15 protein-coding genes are annotated in these 26,810 nt (G+C 37.4%); 5 read left to right on the top strand and 10 right to left on the bottom strand.

Annotated features, from left to right (window positions below):
* The first annotated feature begins 655 nt into the window (after positions 1 to 655).
* Positions 656 to 3,553 carry a SusC/RagA family TonB-linked outer membrane protein gene (locus DEU40_RS21295; protein WP_110011709.1) on the top strand — a complete coding sequence of 966 codons (2,898 nt, stop codon included), beginning with the start codon at positions 656 to 658 and terminating at the stop codon, positions 3,551 to 3,553.
* A 15-nt stretch (positions 3,554 to 3,568) separates the two neighbouring features.
* Positions 3,569 to 5,464 carry a SusD/RagB family nutrient-binding outer membrane lipoprotein gene (locus DEU40_RS21290; protein ID WP_110011708.1) on the top strand — a complete coding sequence of 632 codons (1,896 nt, stop codon included), beginning with the start codon at positions 3,569 to 3,571 and terminating at the stop codon, positions 5,462 to 5,464.
* A 138-nt stretch (positions 5,465 to 5,602) separates the two neighbouring features.
* Here the strand turns inward: DEU40_RS21290 and DEU40_RS21285 are convergent, their stop codons facing one another.
* The 10 genes from DEU40_RS21285 to DEU40_RS21240 form a co-directional block, all read right to left on the bottom strand.
* Positions 5,603 to 6,172, bottom strand: a complete 570-nt coding sequence (locus tag DEU40_RS21285; protein WP_110011707.1) for a hypothetical protein — start codon at positions 6,170 to 6,172, stop codon at positions 5,603 to 5,605.
* A 9-nt stretch (positions 6,173 to 6,181) separates the two neighbouring features.
* On the bottom strand, positions 6,182 to 6,715 hold the full coding sequence (locus tag DEU40_RS21280; protein WP_110011706.1) for a hypothetical protein: 534 nt from the start codon (positions 6,713 to 6,715) through the stop codon (positions 6,182 to 6,184).
* Positions 6,712 to 9,465, bottom strand: coding sequence for a hypothetical protein (locus tag DEU40_RS21275; RefSeq protein WP_110011705.1), 2,754 nt, complete (start codon positions 9,463 to 9,465; stop codon positions 6,712 to 6,714). The genes DEU40_RS21280 and DEU40_RS21275 overlap by 4 nt, the downstream gene beginning before the upstream one ends.
* Positions 9,458 to 10,258: a WxL protein host-binding domain-containing protein gene (locus DEU40_RS21270; protein ID WP_110011704.1), complete on the bottom strand. Its 801-nt coding sequence runs from the start codon at positions 10,256 to 10,258 to the stop codon at positions 9,458 to 9,460. Before DEU40_RS21270 ends, DEU40_RS21275 begins: the two co-directional genes overlap by 8 nt.
* Before the next feature lie 105 nt (positions 10,259 to 10,363).
* Positions 10,364 to 10,942: a hypothetical protein gene (locus tag DEU40_RS21265; protein WP_110011703.1), complete on the bottom strand. Its 579-nt coding sequence runs from the start codon at positions 10,940 to 10,942 to the stop codon at positions 10,364 to 10,366.
* Between the two features lie 173 nt (positions 10,943 to 11,115).
* Positions 11,116 to 13,461, bottom strand: coding sequence for a phosphocholine-specific phospholipase C (locus DEU40_RS21260; protein ID WP_110011702.1), 2,346 nt, complete (start codon positions 13,459 to 13,461; stop codon positions 11,116 to 11,118).
* Positions 13,462 to 13,544: 83 nt separating this feature from the next.
* Entirely contained in the window at positions 13,545 to 15,065 is a 1,521-nt protein-coding gene (locus DEU40_RS21255; RefSeq protein WP_110011701.1) for a SusD/RagB family nutrient-binding outer membrane lipoprotein, read from the bottom strand.
* A 20-nt stretch (positions 15,066 to 15,085) separates the two neighbouring features.
* On the bottom strand, positions 15,086 to 18,244 hold the full coding sequence (locus DEU40_RS21250; protein WP_181398015.1) for a SusC/RagA family TonB-linked outer membrane protein: 3,159 nt from the start codon (positions 18,242 to 18,244) through the stop codon (positions 15,086 to 15,088).
* A gap of 321 nt (positions 18,245 to 18,565) precedes the next feature.
* Complete coding sequence (locus tag DEU40_RS21245) at positions 18,566 to 20,170, bottom strand: autotransporter assembly complex protein TamA (protein ID WP_110011700.1); 1,605 nt, start codon at positions 20,168 to 20,170, stop codon at positions 18,566 to 18,568.
* Between the two features lie 121 nt (positions 20,171 to 20,291).
* Complete coding sequence (locus DEU40_RS21240) at positions 20,292 to 21,086, bottom strand: SDR family oxidoreductase (RefSeq protein WP_110011699.1); 795 nt, start codon at positions 21,084 to 21,086, stop codon at positions 20,292 to 20,294.
* Positions 21,087 to 21,339: 253 nt separating this feature from the next.
* Here DEU40_RS21240 and DEU40_RS21235 point away from each other — a divergent pair, with 253 nt between their 5' ends.
* The 3 genes from DEU40_RS21235 (at position 21,340) to DEU40_RS21225 (ending at position 26,750) form a co-directional block, all read left to right on the top strand.
* Positions 21,340 to 22,032 (top strand): hypothetical protein, encoded by a 693-nt coding sequence (locus DEU40_RS21235; protein WP_110011698.1) that lies wholly within the window; start codon positions 21,340 to 21,342, stop codon positions 22,030 to 22,032.
* Between the two features lie 295 nt (positions 22,033 to 22,327).
* Positions 22,328 to 25,216 carry a SusC/RagA family TonB-linked outer membrane protein gene (locus DEU40_RS21230; protein ID WP_110011697.1) on the top strand — a complete coding sequence of 963 codons (2,889 nt, stop codon included), beginning with the start codon at positions 22,328 to 22,330 and terminating at the stop codon, positions 25,214 to 25,216.
* 25 nt (positions 25,217 to 25,241) lie between these two features.
* Positions 25,242 to 26,750: a RagB/SusD family nutrient uptake outer membrane protein gene (locus tag DEU40_RS21225; RefSeq protein WP_110011696.1), complete on the top strand. Its 1,509-nt coding sequence runs from the start codon at positions 25,242 to 25,244 to the stop codon at positions 26,748 to 26,750.
* Positions 26,751 to 26,810: the final 60 nt, after the last annotated feature.

The raw sequence follows: 26,810 nt of genomic DNA, 5'->3' as shown, positions 1-26,810 counted from the left end.
GCTAACGCGGGAGAGTAGGCCGCCGCCAGTTTTTATTTTATTTTTAAAAAATCCTTTATCATTGTGATAAAGGATTTTTTTGTTTTATACCCAAGTTAAGCTTATAAGCAATAAGTAATAATTGATAAACGATACATCAATCAACTATGATTGATCAACTATCACTTATCATTTATTACTTATGCTGGACAGCATACACTCCAATTGTCACTCCGTAGGAGTCTCAACACAGTATTAGCACATAACTCAAGTATTACTTTTACCTTTTAAATCCTTTTAAGACTCTAATAAAGGAGGCTGGATTCCTGCGGAATGATACGATTGGGGATATATGAACTCACGATTTAAGCTGATCATTTACAACAGTCACTCCATAGGAATCTAGACAAATCCATTATTTTATTCAACTCAATCCCCACAAAGTACAAGATTCAGACTAGAGCTCTTTTAACTTTAGATTTTACTTAATTATTTAAGTATCAAAAGCTTTACACTCATAGTAATGATTGAATATGTTGTGATTAGAATAATTTGGTTGCTTTTATTAATAGATTTAGCATAAATAATTAATGATTGTATATTAATTTAATGATAATTACGTTTATTTGTTGAAATATCTAGTGATATTGTTAAATATATACCAAATCTAATTTTTATGAAAAAAACCATTTTTAAGGTTGGACTGCTCCAATCCTTATTCTTTTTCGGTGGATTGTATGCACAAAGTGATTCAACTAAAGCGTCAAAGATTGACGAAATAGTTGTTACAGCTTATGGTGTAAAAAAAGAAAAAAAAGCGCTTGGATATTCTTTCCAGGATGTGAAAGGACAAACCCTTGTTGACGCCAAAGAAAATAATGTTACCAATGCGTTAGCAGGAAAAGTTGCCGGGTTACAAGTGATTAAAGGAAGTTTTGGACCAGGTTCTTCCTCCAAAATTAACCTGCGGGGATTTAATTCGTTTACAGGAGATAATCAACCTCTTATTGTGGTAGATGGAGTTCCGTTAAGTAATAGCTTAGGATCAAAGGCTAAGCAGAATGGAAAAGATTCTAATAACGATTTCTGGAATCCGGATCTTGATATGGGGAATGGTTTAAGTGATATCAATCCGGACGATATTGAAAGTCTTTCTGTTCTGAAAGGTGGTGCTGCTTCTGCTCTTTATGGTTCCAGAGGTGGAAACGGTGTTATTTTGATTACTACAAAAACCGGTAAAAGAAAAGGGGGATTAGGAATTACATATTCTACAAGCTTAGGTTTTGAAAATATTTTTATGAAACCTGATTTGCAGCATAGTTTCGCACAAGGAAGTAATGGTTTGGTCAATCCTACGGGGACCGACAATACAACTTCCTGGGGACCGACTTTTGAAGGTTCAAATATGACAGTCCACGATAACTTAAAAAGCTTTTTTAAGACAGGAACTAATTCTCAGCATACATTGAGCTTTCAGGAGAACATTGGTGAAGGATCAAGCTTGTACACTTCTGCTAATTATTTAAGCAGTAATAGCCAGATTCCGAACTCAAAATATGAGAGGTTCAATTTTATGGCGAAAATGAATTCTAATTTTGGGGCTAATAAAAGATGGACTACTGAGGTGAAAGCTCAGTATATGAGTGTTAAAGGTACAAACAGACCCTCTGCAGGGCAAGGTGACGGGAATTACTACCCAGCAATCCTTCTGATGCCTCAAAATGTTGATATAAGAGATTATCGTGAGGGGCAGATGCAAAATGGAGTGACATCGCGCTGGATAACCTCTAATGGAATTAATCCCTATTGGACTGCTTATAATGCATTGAACGCTGATAAAAAAGACAGGTTTTTATTAAACGGTTATCTTAAATATCAATTTAATAACTGGCTGAGCGCAGATGTAAGATTAGGAACGGATTTCTATTCCTTAAATTCGGATACCAGGGTTTGGACGGGATCCAGACGTAATAATTCTTACTCTACCGGTCAGGAAAAGTTTTATGAAAATAATTATATCATAAGTCTTAATGCTAAAAAAGATGATATTGTTGGTAAATGGGGAGGATCGCTTTCTGTTTATGGACAGATGATGGAAAGCAGGGATAAAGCATTATATTTTTCCACACAAAATCTCGTTATTGCCAATGTTTTCAGTACGTCTAATACGAGTGATCTTGCTTCTGTTACAACAACCGAAGTTGATATGTGGAAAAAAATTAATTCAGTATTTGCTGCTGCTGAAATTAATTATGACGGATATTGGTTTCTGAATGCTACGGCAAGAAATGATTGGTCTTCTACTTTGAATATAAATAACAGGTCTTATTTTTATTCTTCTGTGAGTACTTCATTAGTTTTGACAGATATGCTGAAAAAATTAAATGGTACTACTTTAAATGCCTTAACCTTTGCTAAGCTTCGCGCGGCCTACGCAATTGTGGGTAACTCTTTACCTCCTCACAGCTTGTACAATACATATATCGCTTCAACTGATCCAAACGGACATATTGTACTTGCAAGGAACAAGATACTTTTTAATCCGGATTTACATGCGGAAAAGCTTAAAACTTTTGAAGTTGGAGCAGACATGAAGTTTTTTGACAGAGTGTCTCTGGATGTAAGTTATTTTAATAATAATGCCACCGATCAGCTTATAGCCATTCCGATAAATCCACTTTCCGGATATGAAAGAATGATGATTAATTCAGGAGGGTTGCATAACAAAGGGTTTGAATTCGTAATGAATACAGATATCTTTAAGAAGGAAAGCTTTGTGTGGAATGTCAATGCCAATTTTTCAACGTTGAAAAGCAACATCGATAAAATTGATGGAATTGTTTCAAAATATCCTTTATCAGGTTTTGATAACGTTGCTTTCTTCGCAGAAGTAGGAAAACCTTACGGAGCCATTTACGGAACAAAATTCTTAAGAGTAGAAGATACCAGCAGTCCTTATTACGGAAAATTGATTGTGGATCAAAACGGATTACCGCAGGCAACGCCTGATCAATATTATTTAGGAGATCAAACCCCGAGAGCTTTGTTTGGTTTTACAAACAGCTTTGTTTATAAAAATATCGGGCTTTCATTTTTAATTGACGGAAGAATCGGAGGTAAATTTTTCTCTGCAACACAAGCTGCATTACAAGCGAACGGACTTGCTGCAGACACCGCGCCCGGAGGAAAACGTGATAATATGATTTTGGATGCCGTAGTGGAGGGAAATGGCGGTTATACAACAAATACAAAAGAAATTACTCAACAGGATTATTGGGGAGCTGTAACATCCGGAAATTTAGGAATTACTGAGCAAAACATTTATGATGCTACCAATATTCGTTTAAGAAATATTCAGCTGACCTATAATTTTCCTAAAAGTATTTTCCAAAAACTGGCCTTACAGAGTGCTAAGGTTGCTTTTACGGCCAATAACGTATGGATGATCTATAGTAAAGCTAAAGGAATCGACCCGGAATCTGTATTCGCAATTAATTCTAATGCTACAGGATTTGAAAACCTTGCTTTTCCCACTTCAAGATCTTATTTATTTACAATTACTTTAGGCTTTTAATTAACAACTGAAACAATGAAAAAATATATCTTATCATTTTTTACGATTGGTTTACTATGTACTTCATGCAATGATTTTGAAGACATTAATAATAACCCGTTTGCCGTAGACGCTAATAAGGCAGAACCCGAATATTTATTAAATAACTCAATTCTCGGTGCCCAGCAAGATCCTAATATTGCAGAACGTGTTTTTGTTTTATACTGGAAAACGGCAGCAAGACAGCATTTGACAACCGGAATTGCAGGTGGAACTTACGACGATTCCTGGACTTCCGAATATTGGAAATACATTTCAGACTGGCTGAATAATGCGAATGCGGCCATTCAGTTGGCTAATGAAAAAAAGGCGGCCGGACAGGGAAAACCTTATTATGACAATGTTATTCAGGTTTCGAGAATCTGGAGAGCTTATTTAATGAGTGAATTTTCGGACAATTTCGGACCTCAACCTATTCACGCTTTTCAGGGAACGAATCCTACTTTTAATTCTGAAAAAGAAGTGTATTATTTTATTTTGGAAGAATTGAAAGATGCAGTCGCAAAAATGGACACAACCCAAGGAGTACCGTCCAATAAAAATGCCTATGATATGGTGTATGGGTTTAACTGGACTCAATGGGTAAAATATGCCAACTCTATGAGGATGAGAATTGCCATGAGAATTGCCGAAGTAGATCCTTCAAAAGCAAAAACAGAATTTGAAGCAGCGGCAAGTTCAAATATGTTTATCGCTACAAGTACAGATAATTTTAAAGTTGCTGAAAAACCGGGATGGGATGCGCTAACAGGTGTAATGTCCAGAGAATGGAACTCTCAAATTTTATCAGCAACCCTTAATAATTTATACATTGGGCTAGGAGGAGTAAATTCTACAGACCAATTACCAGCAGCTCAACATACACAGGTAAAGGCATCTGATTATATTGGTATAAAATATGATCAACAGTTCACTACAATGACCAACGACCCAAGTGCAGGATACTGGCTGGACGGATTACCTAATAAAATTGATCCGAGAGCCTATAAAACATTCTATATTCCGGGGGATCTTACAAGCCCGGTTTACTCATTGTATCCTACTTATACCAACCAGGCAACTACCAATCACGGAGATCTTACTTTTGAAGACAATTCTAAAATAACAATAAATACCGTAAATACCTGGAACGCCTATACTATTGGAAACTGGGGTGTAAAAGGACAGAGAAACGGCTTAAGAAATGTAGTAGGATGTATGCCGGCTTTAGGTAAGCAGTACAGGGAAAGTAAGAATGCAAGAATATTTTTTGCAAGCTGGGAAACCTATTTCCTTCTGGCAGAAGCTGCATTGAAAGGCTGGACCGTTCCAATGAGTGATGAAGCTGCTTATAATAAAGGAATTCAGGAAAGTTTTGTTTATAATGGAGTTTCACAATTCTATGGTCAATATATTGCTTCAACAGATTATAACCGTGACGGTACTTCTGTTTCTTACAGTCATATTACAGAACCGGGAGCAAGCCATACCATGAAATATAAAGATCCTGTAACCGGGAACTTAGTTTCTGTTGAAATTAAATATCCTGTGAATACCATTTATAAGAACGGATCGGTAAAAAATGATAAACTGACAAAGATTATTACCCAGAAATATATTGCCAATATGCCTTGGCTACCGTTAGAATCCTGGAATGATCAGAGAAGACTTGGGCTGCCGTTTTTTGAAAACCCAGCCATCGAAACTCCATTGCCAAACCTTCCTAATCTGAGCTCAGGGAACTATATGACGAATTCTATTCAGAACTTCCCTCAGAGATTAAGATATCCAAGTACTTTCAGAAATACAGATCAGTCTGGATATGATAAAGCTGTGCAATTACTTGGTGGTACGGATGCTGTACTGACACCTCTTTGGTGGGCCAAACATTAATTAAGTCTAAATATTAAAAAGCAATCCTTTTCTGATTTTGAAAAGGATTGTTTTTTTTAGATACAAATTGACTGAATATCTCTTTAAATGGATTGTTCAATTAATTATGATAAGTGGTATATAGATTGGCTTTGGAGTTTAATTGGCTCCAATTGTAAAAACTACCTGAGTACTATAAGCCGCCGCAGGAATTGTTACAGAAACGCCACTAATCTCTAATTGTACACTAATAGCTGAGTAATCTACACTATTGCTGATTCCTAATAATCCTGTAAAAGTAATAGTTGATAGCGTTACGGCACTTGCTTGAAGTATTTCTATATAATTGGCCGTTCCACCAGTAATTGTTGCGGTGCATCCCAGGCAAAGTCCATTTATCTTAGTAGTACCTCCACTTCTTTTCGCATAGAGTTTCAGAGAGCTGTTCCAGGACGTTGGAGCAAGCTGCATGGATATTTTAGCACCTGAGGCTGAAAGAACATTCAGAAAAGATCCTGGTAAATTGCCTGATAGTGTTAACTGAGAAGGATTCTCATAGGTCCCGATATAGTTACTTCCTGCTTCCGTAATGGCAGGTACACTGGCAGTCCAGCTCGTTCCTGCAATGTTTATAGTTTGCCCTTTAAGGCAAGCACCTGCTATTAAAGCAATAATATATAGATATCTTTTTAAGAACTGTTTTTTTAAAAACGGGCTTTCTATTTTCATTTTTTAATTTTATTCTGTGATAGTGTAGGTGATGACAATTGCTGTATTGGCTTGTGCCTGTAAATTGGCATACGTGTTGGTGGAAAGCGATATGGTAAGTCCATGACCATTATTGGCCCCGTTTCCAGTATATGCTCCACCAATACCGCTAATAATGGTAGTAGGAGTGGTAGTAAGGGTAACCTGTCCTGCAGATGTTCCCAATGTTCCACCTCCTGCTCCGGAAGCCGCAGCTGCCTGCAGCCTTATATTAACTCCGGCAATAACTTGATTCACAGATGCTGTAATCCTTCTTGTAAGTCCTCCGGAAGCAATAGCAGATGTATAGTTTATCCACTTTGATGTATTAGGAGTTGGGGCTACCAGTGCATTTCCAGCCTCGGTAGGACGTGTGAAATTTAATGTAATACTTCCTGTAGGCTCAACATCCATTAAAGTTACTACAGGCAGTGTTAGACTGACAGTTGTACTTGCGGTCTGAGAATAAACAAAACCGGACAAAGCACACAACGCCATTAACAATATAGTACGGATTAGCATCATCTCTTCTTTTTTATTTCATTATATCCTACTTTCAAGGATTCCTGCTGGTACTTGATTTCTATCTGCTGTTTGACAACATTGATCGTTATTTTCTTTGTTTCCGAAGGCTGTAAAGTAAATATAAATTTGTCCGTTGAAATTTTATAACGCTTATCAAGTCCATTTCGGTAAACTTTCACAATCCAGTCTCCCGGACGCAGATAGGTGAAATCAAAATCTTCTCCTATGTTGCATACTTTACGGTAAGTCTGATCGTTATTGGTAGCTTCCACAATAATACTTTCTTTTTTCTTCTTTCCTTTAGCAGATGGCAGCTGGCTAAATTCATTTTGATCTTTATCTCCGGTTTCCAGGAACTTAACATGCCCCTGAACAGTCGCCGCTGTTGTTAATCCGAAATTAAAAGTATTTTCCTTATTAAGTAATGAAAGCGCTGCAGGAAAAGTCTGGGTTGGAATATCATTGATTTCTGTCGTGGAACGGTCTATTTCAAGAAAATAGTTGCCGGGAACAACATTTTTAAACATATAATTTCCATCCTTATCCGTAACAGACAGATAACTTCCAAGTATTAGTCTTATTCCTTCTGTTTTTTTTAATCCTAAGCTGCTGACATTTCCGGACAGTGAAATATACTCGGCAATTTTTTGTACAGGAACGTTGGGGCGCCAGGTATAGCGCATGGAAAATATAAAATCTTTATCTCCGATTTCCCCTCTTTGTAGTGAATACCTTCCGGAAAGATCAAGTTCGTTTCCCGGAAACAGCTGCTGATGAAAAAGAAACTCAAACAGATTTCTGTCTTTAAAATATTCCTCTGGCATGTAATTGTTCTGATAAAAGATACTTAAGCTGGTCTTATCAGAAAACTTGCTGAAGATTCTCGCTCCGTAATAAAAATTTCTCTGGTTTTGAAGCTGATATCTTGAGCTTATAGCATAACTTCCGAAGATGTTAAATGAGGTACTGAATTTTTGAAATGAAAGATTCGCAGAATAAAAACTGGAATTTCCACTAAATCCGGTCAGATAATTATCTGTTTTACCGAATTGTCCATCCAGATTGACCTGGAAAACTCCTATTTGCTGATTGATACTCACCTTGAAGTAACGTTCATAGTAATCAAACTGTTTTGGTTCCAAACGGTCTTTATAAGTTTGATATCCATTATTCAGGATGATGGAACCAGTAGGAATATATTTGTATTGCACTCCATATTGAAAATACTTTCTGTACGGGGTGGCCAGTAGCAATGTATCTCTCTGGAAATTTTTGGCATCCTGCATATAATTGGCAAATACGCTGATTTTTTTTGTGATATTATAATAAATATTACCGTTAAAGGTATTGGTATTGGTAAAATATCCGGCAAAATCAGGGCTGGCTCTCATATACATCAGACTTCCGTTTAATTTTTTAAATATAGCTTCTGCCTGTAGTAAATAAGCTGTTCCATCTGTTTTTTGTGTAGTACTGTATGCCAATTCTCCAGAAAGAGTTATATTGTTTGAAACCTTGAATTTTCCTTTAGCATAAGGAAGATGCGCATCAGAGTCAAGTCGTACGTCACTATATCTGATTTCTTCCTTCCTCGGGGTTTTGTAGAGATAGCCCACAGAAATTTCGGACTCTTTCCGGATTTTAAAAGCTGAATACATATTAAATTCATCTTTAATATCTCTGAAGAATCTGGGATGATTGTAGAATCCCCCAAAGCTTATTTTATTAAAATCATAGCGGATTTCTGCCCCGCGCCCATATCTTGCAAATTCTGTAAGATAGGAGGATGAATAGGTTTTATCACCAAGATGAATAAACCATTTATCCCTTTTGTAATTTACAAAATACTCCTCATATTGAGTGAATGTATTAAGTTCTACCGGATTATGGGTAACTGCTCTAAATTCAATCTGGTTTTTATTATTCTTGTCCAGTGTTCCTTTACCATAGATTTCACCCTGAAAACCATCGTGATAAACTCCCATATTCTGCATTCCGATAAAAGATAGGGAGAGGGCAACAGGAAGTCTGTGATAAATATCGTTTTCAGATGGCTTTACTGAAATTACCTGAGTAGTTGCGTAGACATCCTGAATTTCTTTGGGATGACTCTTCGGGTGTACCGAAAGATTTAGGTTCTGAAATTCATTTTGAGCAAGTTCAGGACTTGTTACTTTGTGAATCGTAATAATTTTTGATTCATTGGGTGCAAGAACAAGGGATGACTCATTATCAACTACGGCATTTTTACTTTCAAGAACAATGTTTTCTGTAACATTACCATTATTTTTCAAAAGGAAAGAAGCACGGATTGTTTCTCCTGCTCTTACAAATTCAGGGGTATTTAAAGCCGTAACCAAAAGCTTTCTGTTTCCGGAAACTACGATTTTTGAATTTTTTGTAAATGTTGTTCCATTACTGCGGTCCATAATGTTCAGGGTTACAGAATAAGTACCCTGTTCTGTTTCTGTTGCGATGCGTAAAGGAACCAGATATACTGATGTTTCATACGGAAGAATCTGAAATTCTCCTTTTGGTAGAATAGGATTAACAGAGGGACTTGATGTGACAGCTGAAATATCATATGTTTTGGTTTCCTTCGAATTATTTTCGAATGTGAAGGGAATAGAAGTAGACATTCCCGGCAATAAACTATCTTTTTTACTGATCAACCTGTTGGGTTGCTCTTGGGAAAAAATAAATACCGGGAAAAGTGATATGATAATAAATAAAGTCCAAGTTCTAATCATTCTTTACTTCTAATTCCACATTGAGTGCAAAAGCATTCTCTTCTTCATCGGTGGCTATAATAGCTGCTTTGTATTTATCAGGGGGTACTTTACTGATATCAATGTAAAATGTTTTGGAGGTGTCTGGCAAAAGCCCCATGGTTAAACTTGAATAAGTTCCCACTTTTTCACCCGTTTTGCGGTTATAGATTTCAATGGAAGCTGTCGGTTTACAGTAAAGATTGCCATTATTGGCTATTGCTATCTTTGCTGTTTGTTTTCCTTCCTGTTTTTCCACCTTTACACTTTCAAACTTAAGGTCCGGCTGGGCCTTTTCTGTTTCAAAATCTGTAATGACCTGAATGGCATATCGTATAACAGAAGTGATACTTACTCCCGGCTTACCGTCGCTGGGTTTTATCTCTTCTACCGGCTCTACAATAATCACACTCCAATAACTTCCAGGATCCATTGCCTGATTGGGAATGGTTATTTCATAGAAGATCTCAGTCTTTTCTTTACCTTTAAGGGTAACAAGATTAGTGTTGAGTTTCAGCCACTCTCCGTTACTTCGTTTATTGGTACGTAATGCTGTATAATTGATCGTTCCGTCCGCATGGTAGGTATAATCCTGTAAAAATATTTTTACACTTTGAGGATTGCTGCCCGTGTTTTCAATGGCAACTTTTCCTTTATAAACCTTTCCGTTTTCTATTTTGTAAGAATGCGTAAGCCCGTTGAGAATCACAATACCGGCATGTAAAAAGCTGAACTGCAAAATCAGGGTGATCAAAAGAAGGATACGCTTTATCATTGTGTAAAGTTTGAAGTTAAATCATTAATAATACAAAGCCAGGAAGAAACTGAATAACAACTTCTTCTTGTTTTTTGAAACGCGAAATTGAATTTAAATTAAATTCTAATTGTCTGATATCGTATACGTAACGGTAGCCGCAACAGTAGCTGTAGCTTGTAAATCGGCGTAAGCTGCTACCCCTCCAGGACCACTTCCTGCAGCGATTGCATAGGTAAGATTGTGACCGTTATTAGCTCCATTTCCAGTGTAAGCACTTCCAATACCGGAAATAATAGTCTGGTCAGTACCAGTTAATGTAAGCAGACCTGCAGAAGTTCCTAATGTACCTGCTCCTGCTCCGGTGGCTGCTGCCGCCGTTACATTAAGATCTACTCCAGGAATGATAGCGTTCATTTTTACGCTTACGTTACGGGTAGGGTCTGCCACAGATTTGATAGAAGAATAATTAAGCCACAAAGTAGTGTTGGCTGCAGCTGGAATAATGGGATTTCCTGCTTCAGTAGGTGCTGTAAATCCAAGGGTAATATTTTTTGTTGCTGATGGCTCAATATCTACCAATGCAACTTCGGGAATAGAAATGGTAACCGTATGGTTATCTGTAGCGAGGTCTTGGGCACTCAGATTCCCGCATAGAGCAAACGCAAATAAAGACGCTGCAATAGTTAAATTTAGTTTTTTCATGACACTGTTAATTAGTAAAGTGAAGATAATAAAATTCAACAGGTTTTGAAAAAAATATACCACAATTTTTTTATAACTGCTTATTTATCATATGTAATGCATTATAAGCTGAAATAACTCAAAAAAAATACTGCCCAAAGTTGTGCAGTATTTTATCAATATTATAAGCGTTTTTAAGCCCAATGCGGGTCAGAAACGGAAACTTTTCCGGTTTCTATTCTTCCGGCAAAGTGCCACAGATGATCGTTTAATTTTAGCTTCAAATCATACCAGCCTTTGTATTTATCAAGATCAATAATGATTTTTTCTTCCGTTTTTTGTACAGAAACTGTTCTTTCGCTTCTTGTATAAAGATCTTCCAGACTGATGGAAAAATTTTTCTTTTTGTGATTTCTGATAATTAATTCAATCTGATTTTTTGAGGTCATATTCGTCAAGATCACCTCTGTTTCTACAGTTTTATTTCCCTTAAATTTCCTGAAAAAGCCATTGGGACCGAAAACTTCATAATCATAAGCTCCCGGCTGAACAGTATGGGATAGCGTTTGCTTTTCATATAAAGCATATGAAAAATGATAATTATTATTGTCGAATTGAGTTCTGTCATATACCAAAAGAGGAACCCCATTATCTTTCAGGTTAGTCATTTTTATATGGTCTCCTTCCAGATTTACATGGAAATGATAAGGCAATGGATTGGAAGGTTTCAGTCCTCTTTCCTGAATGTCAAGCAGGCTATCTTTAAGTTCATCTTCAGAATACCATTTCAAATTAGGGACAGGTTTATTTTTAGCTGCGTTGATGGTTTTAGCATAATCCTTCTGATCAAGATAATCCATCTGAGGAACTTTTACACTGGAAGAATTGAAAGCTGATGTAAGATCACCGCATACCGCTCTTCTCCAGTCACTGATATTGTCAACATGAACATTCTTTTTGAATTTTTTCATAATAAAATTCTCCAGAAACTGCAGTACAGAAGTGTGATCCGATACTTCAGAGTTTACGAAACCTCCTTTCGTCCAGGGAGAAGCGATGATCATAGGGACTCTGTAACCCAATCCGACAGTCCCTTCTACTTTTTCATAGCTTTTCAAAGCAGGATTGCTCATATATTCCTGAGTTTTATCCACATATTCCACCCCTTCTTTTCCGTTCATATCAACAGGCTGGTTTGGATTCACCGGCGGGGCAAAAGGCAATACGTGATCAAAATACCCGTCATTCTCATCATAATTGATGATAAATATGGTTTTCTTCCAGGTTTCAGGATCTTTGGTCAGAATATTCAGAACTTCAGAAATATACCATGCTCCATACCATGGTGATCCCGGATGATCAGAAAAATGTTCCGGGGCTACCAGCCAGGAAACCACTGGAAGCTTTTTCTCTTCCACATCTTTACGGAACTGGAATAATACATCACCCTCGGGAACGACAAGCCTTTCACCATTTTCATCTTTTCCGATCTCCAGTTTCCAGTAATCAGGATCATGTACATTGGTGGTGAAAGCTTTTTCGTGCAGGTTTTTCTCTTCATTTGAAAGTTTTGAATAATTGTCAGGATGGTACCTCACCTGATCTTCCTGAACTTCAGCCAGCATGGCTTCCAGTCTTTTTTTCTGATCAGGATTTTTTTCAATTTCCTTTTTCAGATAATTTATGATATTGGGAATGTTTTCATAATATCCTTTTGAAAACTTAACATTGAATCTTGAAAACCACTCAATCGGGTTATCTGTAAAATTACTTAACCACGCTTCCTGCTCGCCGGACATTCCTTTTGGAAGACTGATTTCGTTCTGATAAATTCTCCATGAAACATTCTGTTCTTCCAAAATCTCAGGGAAGGTTTTCCATCTGGCCTGTCTCGCTTTATCATAGTCAATGTTTTCATTAACAACATTGGCTTTTACTTTTCCGTTTTGCTGTTCCCTTAATGTTCCGGACCAAAGGAATAGCCTGTTGGGAGTTGTTCCGGTGAGTGAAGAACAGAAATACTGGTCGAATATGGTAAATGCATCTGCCAGCTGATAATAAAACGGAAGGTCTTCACGGTTGTAATATCCTAATGTCAGCGGAATATTTTTATAATCTTTATTTCCTGAGGCTTTTGCCTGAAGCCACTGATCGAATTTTCCTTTGTTCAGTGCTTTCTGCTGATCTGCCCATGAGTGTGGCAGTGAGCTCATCCAGGTAGATTTTGTATTTTTTAAATCCAGACGGGCGGGAGAAGCATATTTCCCTTCGTCATTTTTTTGGAAAAAAACGGAATGTCCATCCTGTTTTATAAAAGCTCTTTTATCCAGAAAGCCCCTTACTCCCTTAAGAGTGCCAAAAGCATGATCAAATGAACGGTTCTCCTGCATCAGGATCACAACATGTTCTGCATCATAAAATGTAGACTGGGCAGCCGGATCAATGGCTAAAGCTTTTAAAATGGAAGGATGCAGAACTCCTGACGTTCCTAATCCAGCTAATAAAAGGCTTGATTTTTCTAAAAATTCTCTTCTGTTCATGTTCAATCGTAATAAGAAAGAAACCGCAAGTTAATAGGATTTTCCTGCGGTTTCTTTGTTTTTATATAAAAATAATCAGATTTTTATTGTAACCACCAGGGTTTGGAGTTGATATTATCATTTCCTCCGTACTGAGCGTTTAAAGCAGCTTTTAAATTATTGCTGTTGTAATTATATTCAGATTGCGGATATCTGAATCTGAAAGGTGCAGCAACTCCGGACTTTAACGGATAATTTGGATAACCGGTTCTCAGATAATCATAATAAGAAGTCCATTGTGCCTGATGGAACATCATCATGTATTTTTGAGTCATGATCTTTTCGAGCTGTGTCTGTAAAGGATCAGCATCATTATACACTACCAAAGGAGTTGCAAGATATTGGTTTACATCAAAGCCTGAGAAATATTGTCCCGGATTTTTTACATAAGTCTGATAAAAATTGAAACTTGCCTTAACAGCATTGTCGTAATGTGTTTTGGCAGATCCGGAAATCCATCCTCTGGCCGCAGCTTCAGCCAGAATAAACTCAAGTTCTGAATAACTTAATACAGAAGCAGGTTCGTTAGTAGGGTCTTTATAAAAACGATCGTTTACTTTAGAAATATTTTTTGCAGTGATCAAAGCAGCATTATCAGAATAGGGAGAAGTAGGATTTCCTCCGTTATATCCTGTATAATCTGTAATTGCTTTTCCGGCTTCTTTTGCTCCTGTAGTCTGTGCTGCAAAAGTGAACAAACGTGGATCATGCCTGTCTTTGAACATATTGATAAAATAATCTGCCATATACAAACTAGAACCATATCCACTGTTGTTAAACATAGTGTATCGGCTGTCTGCAGCATCAGCAAACTTAAGTTCACCGTTATCAGCAATGGAAGTCATGATAGACTGGCTTCCTGCAATGGAAGCAAATTCTGTAGCAATATTATAACTTCCTACTGTGTTTTTTTTAGATAAAGTAATAAGAATTTTCAGACGGAAGGAGTTGATCAGTTTTTTCCACTTTAAAGCATCTCCGTTGTATACAATGTCACCTTCAATTTTATCGCTGGTATTAATAAGATCATTGGCTTCTTTGAGCTCTGATAAAATTCCGGACATGATGGCTTCCTGTGAATCATATTTAGGCTGTGTAATTCCGGATTCACCTTTGGCTGCTTCAGAATAAGGAGCGCTTCCGACTTTTAAACTGATATTGAAGAAATGATAGGCTCTCAAGAATTTTCCGATGGCCAGATAATTTTTATTTCCTCTTTTCTCTGCTTCCTGCATCATCTTCCCTGTATTTAACAGCCCTTTGGTATAAACTTCAAAAGAAGCATCATTCCATTTCATATACTGATATGAATTTTCACCATCGGTACCAATCATCATCCTTGAGGCATACATATTATCTCCATTTACCTGGAAAGTGTATTTTTCTACGTAGGTCAAAAGATATTTAGGATCAATGCTGGCCTGGTCATTAGGATTTTCATTGATGGTATCAAGGTTGGATTCGCATGAAGCCAAGGTAAGGAATCCCGCAGCAAACATAGATTTCATCAGCCATTTTGCCGTTTTACCTTTTTGCGCTTTCATTTTGTTTATAGTATTTTTCATTGTCTTGACGTACTTTTTAGTTAAAACTTAAGATTAAAACCGATTCCAAACCATCTGCTGGAAGGATCCTGAATATCATTGCTTACATCACCCTCTCTTCCTGATCTGATCTGGAAATCAGGATCGGAGTAAAGGTTCTTTGATTTTTTCCACATGGCTAAATTATAAGCAGAAATATTGGCCGTGAAACCTTTTACCATTCCTTTCGGATTCAGTAATGAAGAGAAATCGTATTCCAGCACTACCGATCTCAGCTTAACGAAGGTTCTGTCGAAAACGTTGGCAAATTCTTCACTTTCATCCTGCGTTACTCTTGCCTGATATGGATAATTCTGTGCCCAGTCCTGAAAGCTGATGGCTTTCGTGTGCGGAGTATAAAGACCGGTTGCAGGATTGTAGTTGACCCCATCCGGTACAAAATAATAGGTTCCCGGATTCGCGTATTCAAGATCTCTGTACGCTATGGAGTTAGGATGTTTTCCACCCCACCACATTTTTTCTACTACCTGCGATCTCATTATCCCTCCAATGCTTCCGTCAATTCCGATATTTAAAGTAAATTTTTTATATTTAAATGAGTTGTTGAAACCGAAAGTCCAGTCCGGATTGAAATGTCCTAAGTTAGTCGGAGCATTAGCTCTGGTCGGCATTCCTGAATTGGCATCAAGAATGACTTTCCCGTCCGGAGACTTTTGCCATGTATAGTCATAATAGCTATCCATTCTTTCCCCTAACTTAATGTTCAGGTAGTTGGGCATATTATCATAAATAGAAGTCAGCTTTTGCTCATAAGTACTCCAGTTGATTAAGGTTTTCCAACTGAAATCAGCTGTTTTTACCGGAACCATACCAAGGGTAATTTCAAAACCTTTTGTGGTATACTCATTCCCGTTTACATATTGTGAAGTAAAACCTGATGATTCTGCGGCAGGGAACTGAAGGATATTATTATAATCTAATGTTCTGAAATAAGTAGCGTCCAAAGTTATCCTGTTATTCAGGAAGCCTGTACTTAGCCCTAATTCATAAGATTTTGTCTGCTCAGGTTTCAGCATATTTTCAACATTCAGCGTTGTTGGATAATAATAAGTAGGATTTCCGTTGAATGTGATTCCCTGGTTATTCAGATAATAATTTCTGATGGAATAAGGCTGGAAGTCATAGGCAACTTTGGCCCATGAAGCGGAAAGCTTCAACAGATTAATAGATTCCGGCAATTTTACCAGGTTTGAAATAACCGCACTGATGGAAGCAGAAGGATAGAAGTAAGACCTGTTGGCTTTAGGCAGTGTGGAAGACCAGTCGTTACGTCCGGAAATATTGATGAAGAACGCATTATACAATCCGATATCTATGGTTGAATAAGCACTGTAAATTAACTTTTCCTTCAGATAGGTATAATTTTTAAGCGCTCCGATAGAGTTTTCAAAAGTGTACACTTCAGGAATTTTCAATCCGTCCGTAGACCTTTCATTTTTGTTGTTTTTATAATAGAAAGCGGAACCTCCGGCATTGATCGTAAAATCAAAGTTTTCAGATATTTTTTTCTTATAGGTGGCTAAAACATCATAGTTCAGGTTCCATGTCTTATTATCTTTCAAAATATAACCTCCGCTTCTCGGCGCACTATAATTGAAGTAAGAATAAGGGCTCAAAATTTCCGTTTTGCTGTGGTTTTCCACAAGAGATATTTTCCCTTTTACCGATAGATCCTGGGTTGCTTTATACTCTAAGCCTGTCTGTGCATTGATAATATCGGTTCTGTTCTGATTTTTATAATACTCAGCTCCGAACCATGGGTTGTTGTACCAGGCATAGTTCCAGTTGGCCTGTGCTCTTCCTTCCTTTCCGGGAATCCACATGTGATTTTTCAGTGCCTTTCCGTCTACATCGCCTCCCATCCAGATCAGGATGGTGTACATATGTCCGCTTGGGTTGTAATCGTAGTTGGGAATATTAGGGGTGAAGGCCTGATTGAAGTTGAATTTTGTATCAAAGATTAATTTCTCACCAAGATGGTTTTCAGAAGAAAAATTAATTCCGTATTTCTGAAGGTATGAATTCGGAACCCTGTCATCATAATTCATGAAATTCCCGGAGAATCTGTAGACGTCTTTGTTGTTTCTGTAGCTGATCGCAAAGTTATTATTGTTGATCACTGCTGGTTTTAAGAATGTACTTAAGTTATCATGGTATTTCCAGTCAATCGGGACTCTTTCATATCTTGATTTATCATCATACTGAGTTCCCGTCACAGCTCCATACCACGGAACGACCTGACCTGTTACTTTATCTCTAATCGGACTGTTCCACTGGGCAATTTGCAAACCTGGAACAAACTTTGGCCCCCAGATCATATCTCCGTCATTCACGCCGCCATCAGCTCCGTCCCAGAATTCATATTTCCCATGAGAACCGTTACCATATTCAGTCTGGGTTTTCGGGAGATTGGTAAAGCCTCCTGTGATCATCGTATTTTGAGAGAATTCAACGGAGAATCCTTTCTTCTTCGCATTTTTTGTGGTGATCAAAACAGCTCCGTAACGACCTCTTGAACCATATAAAGCAGAAGCGGTAGCTCCTTTCAGTACGTTGATGTTTTCAATATTATTAGGGTCTAAATTCTGGAAAACCTCTTTTTCGACAATCACACCATCAATGACAAAAACGAGATTGGAATTTCCTCTCAATGTAAACTGTGGGGCCTGCTGCATTCCCGTTGGATTGGAAACATTCAGACCAGCAACCTGTCCGGAAAATAAGTTCCCGATACTCGGTGTAGTAATGGTTTCAAACTGTTTCGTTCCCACTTCCTGAGTAGAATATCCGATTTTTTCTTTCTTTTTGGCAATACCTAAAGCGGTAATAACAACGCCTTCAATCTGCTTTTCGTTTTGCTTTTTTAAGACAACGGAATACTGTTTTTTGGAAGAAACCTCAACGGTATAAACGGAAAAATCAGGAGCAAAAAATTCAAGAATGTCTTTTGGGTTTGCAGAAATAGTGAAATTACCATTTTCATCTGTAGTAGCAGTCTTTCCTGTGTTTTTGTCGGTGATGTTCACACCGGAAACACTAGAACCGTTTTCTGATTTTACATTTCCTGAAATATTGATTTCCTGTGCGGAAAAATAAAGAGGAAGTAAAAAAACGGCAAAAGTGGCTAGAGTTTTCTTCATTTTTTTGAAAGCAAATTTAGCAGAGCACTGTTACCTGTACTTTAATGATGCATTAAAATAAAAATACGATTTAATATTTTTTAACATGAAGAATTAATAGAAAAGTAAAATAGAAAATGTCTTTTGTATGGAGACTTTTGCTTTATTATATAAATATTGTTAGGAAGCTGGGAGAGGGAGGCTGGAAGTTATTGTGGTGTTGTCAACTTCTTGAAGCTCACAGTAATAAATTTCTGAATAAAAACTTTCTAATAATAATAGAATAGTAAAACTGTGACTTTGATAACATCCAGCCTCCAGCTTCCCTCTTCCTTTCTATTTCTAAAACCTGCTCAGAATTCCCCAGTGGATTTTAATATCATTAAATTTAAAAGGATTTCCGAACTCATTACCATTAGACAGCTGGAAGCTCATCAAACCGATAGGAATGAAGAAATTGAAACCGAGCCCGACACTGTAGAGCTTGGGTTTTACATTTAAAGATTTATTGTTGAGCTGACCATATTGGCCAAAGACATCAAAAAAAGCCTGGTTACCAATCAGATATCTGTATTCCAAACTTCCGTAATAATAGAAGTCGGCGGCGAGCGAGTTTTCATTGAAACCCCGCATGGAGTTCCAGCCGCCAAAACGGTATAATTCATTGGCAGAGAATTCTATTTTAGAATCCATCATCGCACCTTCCGCTTTGATGTTCAGGAAGTGATTTCCTGAAATATGATAATTATGTTCTCCAAAGAAATAAAACTGGTTTTGATTGGCTTTAATATTATCTTTTGAATAAGTGGTTGTTAAGAAATCATATCCGGCATTGATCCTTGTTTTATAAAGGAAAAGGTCAATATCTGTAGGCTCAGTCATTTCATACCATATCCCGATCCCTTTTTTGTTGTAGTCTTTTCCCTGAACGTATAAGGTGTCAATAATAGTAGAGGTTTCCAAAGTTGCCCTTAGACCTATTTTATTCCGGTTGTTGATGTGGTAATAAAAGGCAGGCAGGAATTTTACATTGGCAAACGTAGAATCCTGACGGTAGATATTTACTTTTGTATCCATCCCGACATTCGATTTGAAAAGGTACGGAATATCTACCCTAAGATCGAAAGTCTGTCCTTTATCAGGGTTTCTCTGCCAGTATAAATTCACGGTTTCAAAACCATTGAACATATTCCTGAAATTGACATTCATTGTCCCGTTTAAGGTAAACTTGGAAGTTTTATCATTCCCGAAGCCGATTACCCCATCAAAAGTATTTGTCTTTTTCTTTTCCAGAAACAGGTAAATACTGGTGGAATCTTTTGTAAATAAAGTCTGAGGCTGCCGTTCAAGGGTCAGAAAAGGATGACTCTGAAAGGTTTTGTTGATGGCTAAAAGGTTTTTATCATCATAGTTTTTATCTTTAAACTCCTTTTCCAGGTTTTTGATAAATCTTTTGGGAACTTTTTCGTATCCTTTTACTACGAATCCGTTGATTGTTCTTTTATCATTCTTGTTGATGTCAAGTTCTACGATCGGATAGCCGTTTTTCTGACCTTTGTATTTAGATTTGATTCTACTGAAAGAATACCCTTCATCAATATAAGTCTTGTTGATACTTTTCTTGGTGGAGTCTAAATTTTTAGTGAAAAAATCTTTCTGGATTTTTAATTTCTGAACAAGAGAATCTGTAAGGTTGACATACGTTTCGTTGAAATTCTTTCCTTTATCGTAGAAAATTTCCGTGCTGTCACCTTTTATTTTTACGTCTTTCAGCTGGGTAAAGAAATAATTACTCTGGGCTAATGAATCCAGAAATTTTACAGCGGAAGTAGAATCTTTTACTTTTTTCCTGACCTTGGTCTCCGTATCAATCAGCCAATACTGCTTCTTCTGCGCTTGTGTAAAAACGCAGAACAGTACAAAAAATATTTTTAAAAGTAATTTCAATTTATTCTTCTGAATATGAAAAGGAATCTCTATAAATACAAAAGATTCTTCACTGCATTTCTGAACTACATTTGCAGACTTTCAGTCTGTGTTCAGAATGACAATGCGCCTTATCAATCAACTAATTTTTATCCAGTTTATTATACTTCTTCATCAAATTCTCATAAGTTCCCTGCGGAAGAATCCATTTTAAAGGAACCCCGATTTTCTGTCCGAATTTACCAAAATAATAATGCGCTTTCCATTTATTTTTTGCTAAAAGTTTTTCAATGTATTCCGCCACTTCCAAAGGCTCTGTTCCGTCATTCACGTGAGAATTCATCAGCGCATATACTTTGTCAAAAACATTTTTATAAGGCTGGGAAACCTGTGCAATGACTCTGTTGTCTGCAATATTGGTTTTAATATCTCCCAGATGCAGAGAGCATACATCAATATTCCATGGGTAAACTTCATATCTCATCGCTTCAGTTACTTTATCCAATGCGGATTTGGAAGCCGAATAAAATCCACGGAAAGGCAGACCCATTTCACTTCCGATACTGGAAACATTGATGATTTTTCCAAATTTGTGCGTACGCATATTCGGGAGTACGGCACTCATCATCTGCACAGGTCCGGCAAGATTCAGGCTGAAAAGCTTCAGAATATCTTCTTTCGTAGAATCTTCCACTGCACCTACCATTCCCATTCCGGCATTGTTGATCAGAACATCAATTTTGCTTTCTGTTTTTAAAACCTCAGCTACAGCATTTTGAACTGCAGTATTTTCTGTCACATCAGTTGGGATAGATTTGAAGTATTGGCTTTCTGTATATTTTCTGCTTAATCCGTATACTTTATGTCCTTTTTTACCAAAATATTCTGCCAATGCAAACCCGATTCCTGATGAGGTTCCTGTTATAATGATGGTCATTGAATTCGTATGATTTTTAATGTTTTATTTTTCTTCTGATTTCATTTCAGCCGTTTTAAAGGTCTCTGTTCAAAAGTAAAATCTATTTTCAGCAAATGTAAAAAAAGAAAAATGAACTTTGATATGGATAAAGCTTTAAAGTTGGATGTATTCTCTAACTGATTTAAAATATTTAGAAATAATCCATCAGTGTTGGAAAAGTTATTATATTTTAACTCCGGTAAAATTTAGTAATTAATTACGTTTTAAATTAATGATGAAAAAAGAACTGCTAATATTATTCATACTCAATTTTAGCTTTTATTGTACAGGACAAGAAATTAAAATTCCGGAGAATTTCACTGAACATTCTATTCCAAAAGTAGAATCTCCGGAATGGTTCGTTCTTATTCATTCTAAAGACTGTTATGCTGTCAAAAAAGATAATGGTAGATTGATTGTGGAAAAAACCAGCTATTACAAAAAAGATTCTGAATTAGAAATTGAAGATGGAACATTGATTGGAGAAAATAAAGGAGAATTTGGGGGAGCACTATACTTCCAGCCTAAAGAAGATAGAGAAAAAATTGAAATAAAATTTGGAAACATTGTTGATATTTTCAGATTTCAGAATAAGATCTATTTCACAGAAGGCTCAGGTATATGGGGAAGTTTGTATGAATTAAAAAAAGATTCAGCTTTCACTTATAATAGAGTCGAATCCTTTGGGGATTCATTAGAAGCTTTAACTATATTCAATGACAGTATTTATATTGCTTCTTTTCATGGCTTTTATAAAGTAGTGGATCAAAAAGCTACACTCCTTTTCAGGGAACAGTTTTGGGGGGGACTGTATCCAAACTCCGTAGTGGTATTCGATGAGGAAAATATTTTTATGGGAATACGAAGTGGAATTGTTAAGTTGAATCTTGTAAAAAAAACAGTTAACTTTTATACAGAAAAATAAGTATAGTTTGTGTTTTAAGAATTAGATTCTTAAAATATTTTTCGTTCAAACCGCTGAATGCGTTTTTATTCTATCATGGAATAAATTTAAGACAAACTTAATATTAATTCATTATTTATCATCGGAGGAATGATTATTTTTAATTACATATATTTCTGAAAAACAGTCGTTTAGTTTTATTTTGTGGTAGATGGTGCCTGAAAAAATCTAAAAATTCTTAATAAAAACATAAGAAAACCTTAATGAGGCATGGAAGCAGACTGATCTAATTTTGCACCTAATCAAAAAGGAGATCATGAATGTATTTAAAATCCCTGTATCCGTAACGTATTTAACGGGAAGGGTATTACTTATTGGTGCAATATCAGCTTCACCGGTGTTCCTCGCTCAAAAAAAAGACAGCTTAAAAGAAAAATCCATCGACGAGATTGTTGTTGTCGGCTACGGAACACAGAAAAAAAGTAAAGTTTCCGGAGCCGTTTCGGAGGCTTCGCTGGATAAGCTAACCTCCAGATCTTTATCCGGAGTAGGAGAAGTTCTTCAGGGGAAAGCTCCCGGAGTAACTGTAGTGAACGAAGGTGGAGATCCTAACGGAGCACCGAAGGTCAATATTCGTGGTCTGGGAGGAATCAATGGAGAAACACCTTTGTATGTGGTGGATGGAGTGGTTTTCAACGGAACACCCTCTATCAATCCGAATGATATTCAGGATATTTCTGTACTTAAAGATGCCTCTGCGGCCATTTATGGAGCAAGATCTTCCGGAGGGGTTATTCTTATTACCACTAAAAAAGGGAAGAAAGGAAATCTAACAGTAGATTTTGATGTTAAGTACGGCGTAAACCAGGCATGGAGGCTGAAAGAATCCCTGAATGCGGCAGAATTTCAGGATGTGATGTACAAAGCCTATGAAAATGCGGGGAAACTGGGAAGTCTGCCAACTGCTTTTAATCCTAATCAATATCCGGACGGAAGAATTACCAGAACAGACTGGATGAAAGAAATTTTCAGAACAGGAACTATTCAGGAATACAATATTAATCTTAGCGGAGGAAGTGAGAAATCCAGATATTTTGTGGGCATGAACCACAGAAACCTTGAGGGGATTTTACTGAATACTCAGGCAAAACGATACAATTTCAGAGTCAATTCTGAACATAAAGTAAAAGACTGGCTCACGATTGGAGAAAATATGTACTATAATTACTCTGACGGCAATACAGCTGATACCAAAAGTGGATATACAGGAGCTTTGGTGGCGGCTATGTACTATCCGCCCAATGTTCCGGTATATACACCCAGCGGTGCTTTTTCCGGACTGCCGATTGATGTGGCGGGTGGTTATGGAGATATGATCAACCCTGTTGCGTATCTTAAAAGAATCAGCATCAGAAATCCTACCCACGAGATTTTAATTAATCCTTATGCTGAAATTACACTGGCAAAAGATTTAAAATTCCGTTCCAATTTCTCACAGACTTTTAAGCTGGGGGATGTAAAAAACTTTACGTACAGAGTCCTTGAGATTGGGAAAATTTTTGATACCAATAATCTGGAATACCAATCCAATAATTCTTCAACAGCGCTTGCAGAACAATTGTTAACGTATAAGATCTCAGCAGGACAGCATAATTTCGATTTCCTTGGAGGTTTTACTTTCCAGAAAACAATTGATGAGGGTTTTGTGGCAAAATCATATGATTTCAGAAGTGAAGCTGAGGTTTTCCAGCACCTTCAGAACGCTGCGGATACCAATAAAGATGTTTCCAGTTACAGATTCAAACAGTCTTTGGTTTCTTATCTGGCGAGAGTAAATTACGACTATGCCGGAAAGTATATTGTAAGTTTATTGGGAAGGCGTGATGGCTCTTCACTGGTAGCGAAACAAAACAGATTTGCTAACTACTATGCCGTTTCCGGTGCCTGGGTGGTTTCGAAAGAAAACTTTATGAAAGATATCTCATGGCTTTCAAGTCTGAAATTAAGAGGAAGCTACGGTATTTTGGGTAATCTTGGAGGAATTTCACCTCAGGCAGTGAATCCTTTGATGACGAGAGATAATAATGTGATTTTCGGACAGGATCCTTCCCAGAATATTGCTTATTATGCCACCACACGTCCGAATCCGGACCTGAAATGGGGGAAGTCTGAGCAGACCAACTTTGGGGTAGATGCTTCATTCCTTCACAACAGCCTTTCTTTACAGTTCGATTACTTTGTGAAGAATTCCAAAGATCAGATCTTCAACGTAAGCTTGCCAAGTACGGCAACGTACAATAATCAGTATGTGAATGCGGGATTATTCCAGGATAAAGGATACGAATTGGGAATCAATTATAACAAAGTAGTTTCCGGCGATTTCACGTTCTCAATAGGAGCTACGATGAGTCAACTAAAAAATACGGTGAAGCAGCTTGCCAATGTGGATGAGATCTTCATCAATGATAACGGAGTAAGAGGTGTATTGAAGCCAACCCGGGTGAAAGTAGGCGATCCTCTGTATTCCTTCTATGGTTATAAGACCGGAGGGATTTTCCAGACTCAGGAAGAAATCAACAATTATAAAGATGCCAACGGAAATCTTATCCAGCCCAATGCCAAGCCGGGAGATATCAAATTCCTGAAAAAGGAAGGAAATACCGGAGTGCTTAATAATAATGATTTTGTTAATCTTGGAAGTCCATACCCTAAGTTCTCCTATGGCTTTTCATACAATATGACCTGGAAAAACTTTGATCTGAATTTATTCTTCCAGGGCGTTTACGGAAACAAAATTTTCAACGGAATGAAGTTTATTTCGTTGAATCCGGGTGGAACGGGACAAAACTATAACATGGACCGAGATATCCTGAATGCATGGACGCCTCAGAATACGAATACCGATATCCCAAGACTGGTACACGGCGATCCGAGTGGAAATTATTCCAAAGTATCAGATTTCTACGTGGAAGACGGATCTTACTTAAGGCTGAAAAACCTTACCATCGGGTATTCATTACCAAAAGAATTGTACCATAAACTGGATGTAAACAAAGTGAGAGTGTATGTAACCACCAACAACCTGTTTACTATAACGAAATATACAGGATTTGATCCTGAAGTAGGAATGAACTCTTACGGAGTTGATACCGGAAGATATCCTCAGGCACGCTCATTCATCTTCGGGGTAGAGATCGGATTATAATTTTTAACCAACAAAAAGTAAAAAAATGAAATTTTTCAATAAAATATTGTTAGTATCAGGAATATCCGTAATGCTTTTGTCATGTACAGGCGAACTGGATGTTCAACCTGAAGGAACCCCTACTGAAGCCAGCTTCTGGAAAACAGAAAACGATCTTATTACCGGGGCAAACGCGATGTACAAGCCTTTATTCGATGGTGAATTTTACGGCAGAGGTTTGTTCTGGTTTATCAATGCCAGTGATGATATGGTAACCGGAAGAGCAAAAAGTGAGGCGGATAACGCCAAAAACTTCAGCAGCAATTATATCGCGGCAGGTGATCTTGAAACCCAATGGAACAAAAGATATAATGTGATTGGAGTTGCGAACCGTGTGATCCGTAACGTTGATAATATTCAAACCTCCCAGGCAACAAAAAATAAATATCTGGGAGAAGCTCTGTTCATGAGCAGCAGAATGTATTTTGAACTGGCCTATTCTTATGGAAATGAAAAAGCAGGTGTTCCTATCATCGACCGTTCAAAAGATCCGGATCCCAACCCGATTCCAAGAGCAGCCAACGTAATGGAAAATTACACGTACATTGTCAATGACCTGAAAAGAGCTGCTGAATTATTACCTGCACAGGCAGAACTTCCTGCAAAAGACTATGGAAGACCTCATAAAGCGGCAGCCTGGGCATTGTTAGCAAAAGTGTACCTGTTTATGAAAGACTGGAAGAATGCGGAGTTCTGGGCCAACGAAGTAATGACCAAAGGAAACAGAGCTTTATTGGGTAATTTTGCTGATGTCTTCAAAGCTGAAAATAACTACAGTTCAGAATACATCTGGTCTGTTCCCGGAACTACAAAGTTTACTGCCTGGGGAAGTATTCTTCCGGGGGTAATGCTTGAAAACAAAGGATGGGGAGAATATAACGGATGGGGATATTTTCAGCCAACAAAAGAGTTATTTGATGAATACGAAACGGGAGACCTTAGAAGAAGTGCTACCATTCTGAAAATTGGAGATAAATTTACCTTCAACGGAAAAGAAAGAATATACGCTTCTACGAATTCCCTTACCGGATACCAGTTTAATAAATATATGGATGCCTTCAAATATGAGTTGAAAAGTGGTCACGTGAGTGCCAACGGAGATTATCCATGTACAGACCTTGCCGTTCCGATTATGCGTTATGCTGAGGTGATCCTGATTAAAGCAGAAGCTTTACTGATGCAGGGAAAATCTGCTGATCAGGAGATCAATATGATCAGAGCACGTGCAGGTTTATCTGCTAAAAACGGATGTACAATGGCAGATCTGAAGCATGAAAGACGTTGCGAACTGGCGGGTGAATGGGCAGACAGACACAGAGACCTTGTGCGTTGGGGAGATGCGCAGGCTGCTTATGCTAAACCTCTGCATGGTATCAATGGACAGGTAGTCTGGGCCGCAAGAAACTTTAATCCGGCTGTACATAATGTTTGGGCAGTTCCACAGGCTGAAATCGTAAACAGTCACGGGATCATTAAACAAAATGAAGGCTGGTAAAATTTAATCTTTATCTACAAGCCGCTATATCATTGCAGAACTTTCTGTGATGATATAGTT

Origin of the sequence: Chryseobacterium sp. AG844, from assembly GCF_003182335.1 — a bacterium.
GTDB lineage: Bacteria > Bacteroidota > Bacteroidia > Flavobacteriales > Weeksellaceae > Chryseobacterium > Chryseobacterium cupriresistens.
This window is presented reverse-complemented; position numbering and strand designations above follow the sequence as displayed.

Excerpts from the sequence above, each read along its gene's own strand:
- DEU40_RS21295 (WP_110011709.1), top strand. The coding sequence starts at position 656 with ATGAAAAAAACCATTTTTAAGGTTGGACTGCTCCAATCCTTATTCTTT.
- DEU40_RS21290 (WP_110011708.1), top strand. The coding sequence starts at position 3,569 with ATGAAAAAATATATCTTATCATTTTTTACGATTGGTTTACTATGTACT.
- DEU40_RS21285 (WP_110011707.1), bottom strand. The coding sequence starts at position 6,172 with ATGAAAATAGAAAGCCCGTTTTTAAAAAAACAGTTCTTAAAAAGATAT.
- DEU40_RS21280 (WP_110011706.1), bottom strand. The coding sequence starts at position 6,715 with ATGATGCTAATCCGTACTATATTGTTAATGGCGTTGTGTGCTTTGTCC.
- DEU40_RS21275 (WP_110011705.1), bottom strand. The coding sequence starts at position 9,465 with ATGATTAGAACTTGGACTTTATTTATTATCATATCACTTTTCCCGGTA.
- DEU40_RS21270 (WP_110011704.1), bottom strand. The coding sequence starts at position 10,258 with ATGATAAAGCGTATCCTTCTTTTGATCACCCTGATTTTGCAGTTCAGC.
- DEU40_RS21265 (WP_110011703.1), bottom strand. The coding sequence starts at position 10,942 with ATGAAAAAACTAAATTTAACTATTGCAGCGTCTTTATTTGCGTTTGCT.
- DEU40_RS21260 (WP_110011702.1), bottom strand. The coding sequence starts at position 13,461 with ATGAACAGAAGAGAATTTTTAGAAAAATCAAGCCTTTTATTAGCTGGA.
- DEU40_RS21255 (WP_110011701.1), bottom strand. The coding sequence starts at position 15,065 with ATGAAAAATACTATAAACAAAATGAAAGCGCAAAAAGGTAAAACGGCA.
- DEU40_RS21250 (WP_181398015.1), bottom strand. The coding sequence starts at position 18,244 with ATGAAGAAAACTCTAGCCACTTTTGCCGTTTTTTTACTTCCTCTTTAT.
- DEU40_RS21240 (WP_110011699.1), bottom strand. The coding sequence starts at position 21,086 with ATGACCATCATTATAACAGGAACCTCATCAGGAATCGGGTTTGCATTG.
- DEU40_RS21235 (WP_110011698.1), top strand. The coding sequence starts at position 21,340 with ATGATGAAAAAAGAACTGCTAATATTATTCATACTCAATTTTAGCTTT.
- DEU40_RS21230 (WP_110011697.1), top strand. The coding sequence starts at position 22,328 with ATGAATGTATTTAAAATCCCTGTATCCGTAACGTATTTAACGGGAAGG.
- DEU40_RS21225 (WP_110011696.1), top strand. The coding sequence starts at position 25,242 with ATGAAATTTTTCAATAAAATATTGTTAGTATCAGGAATATCCGTAATG.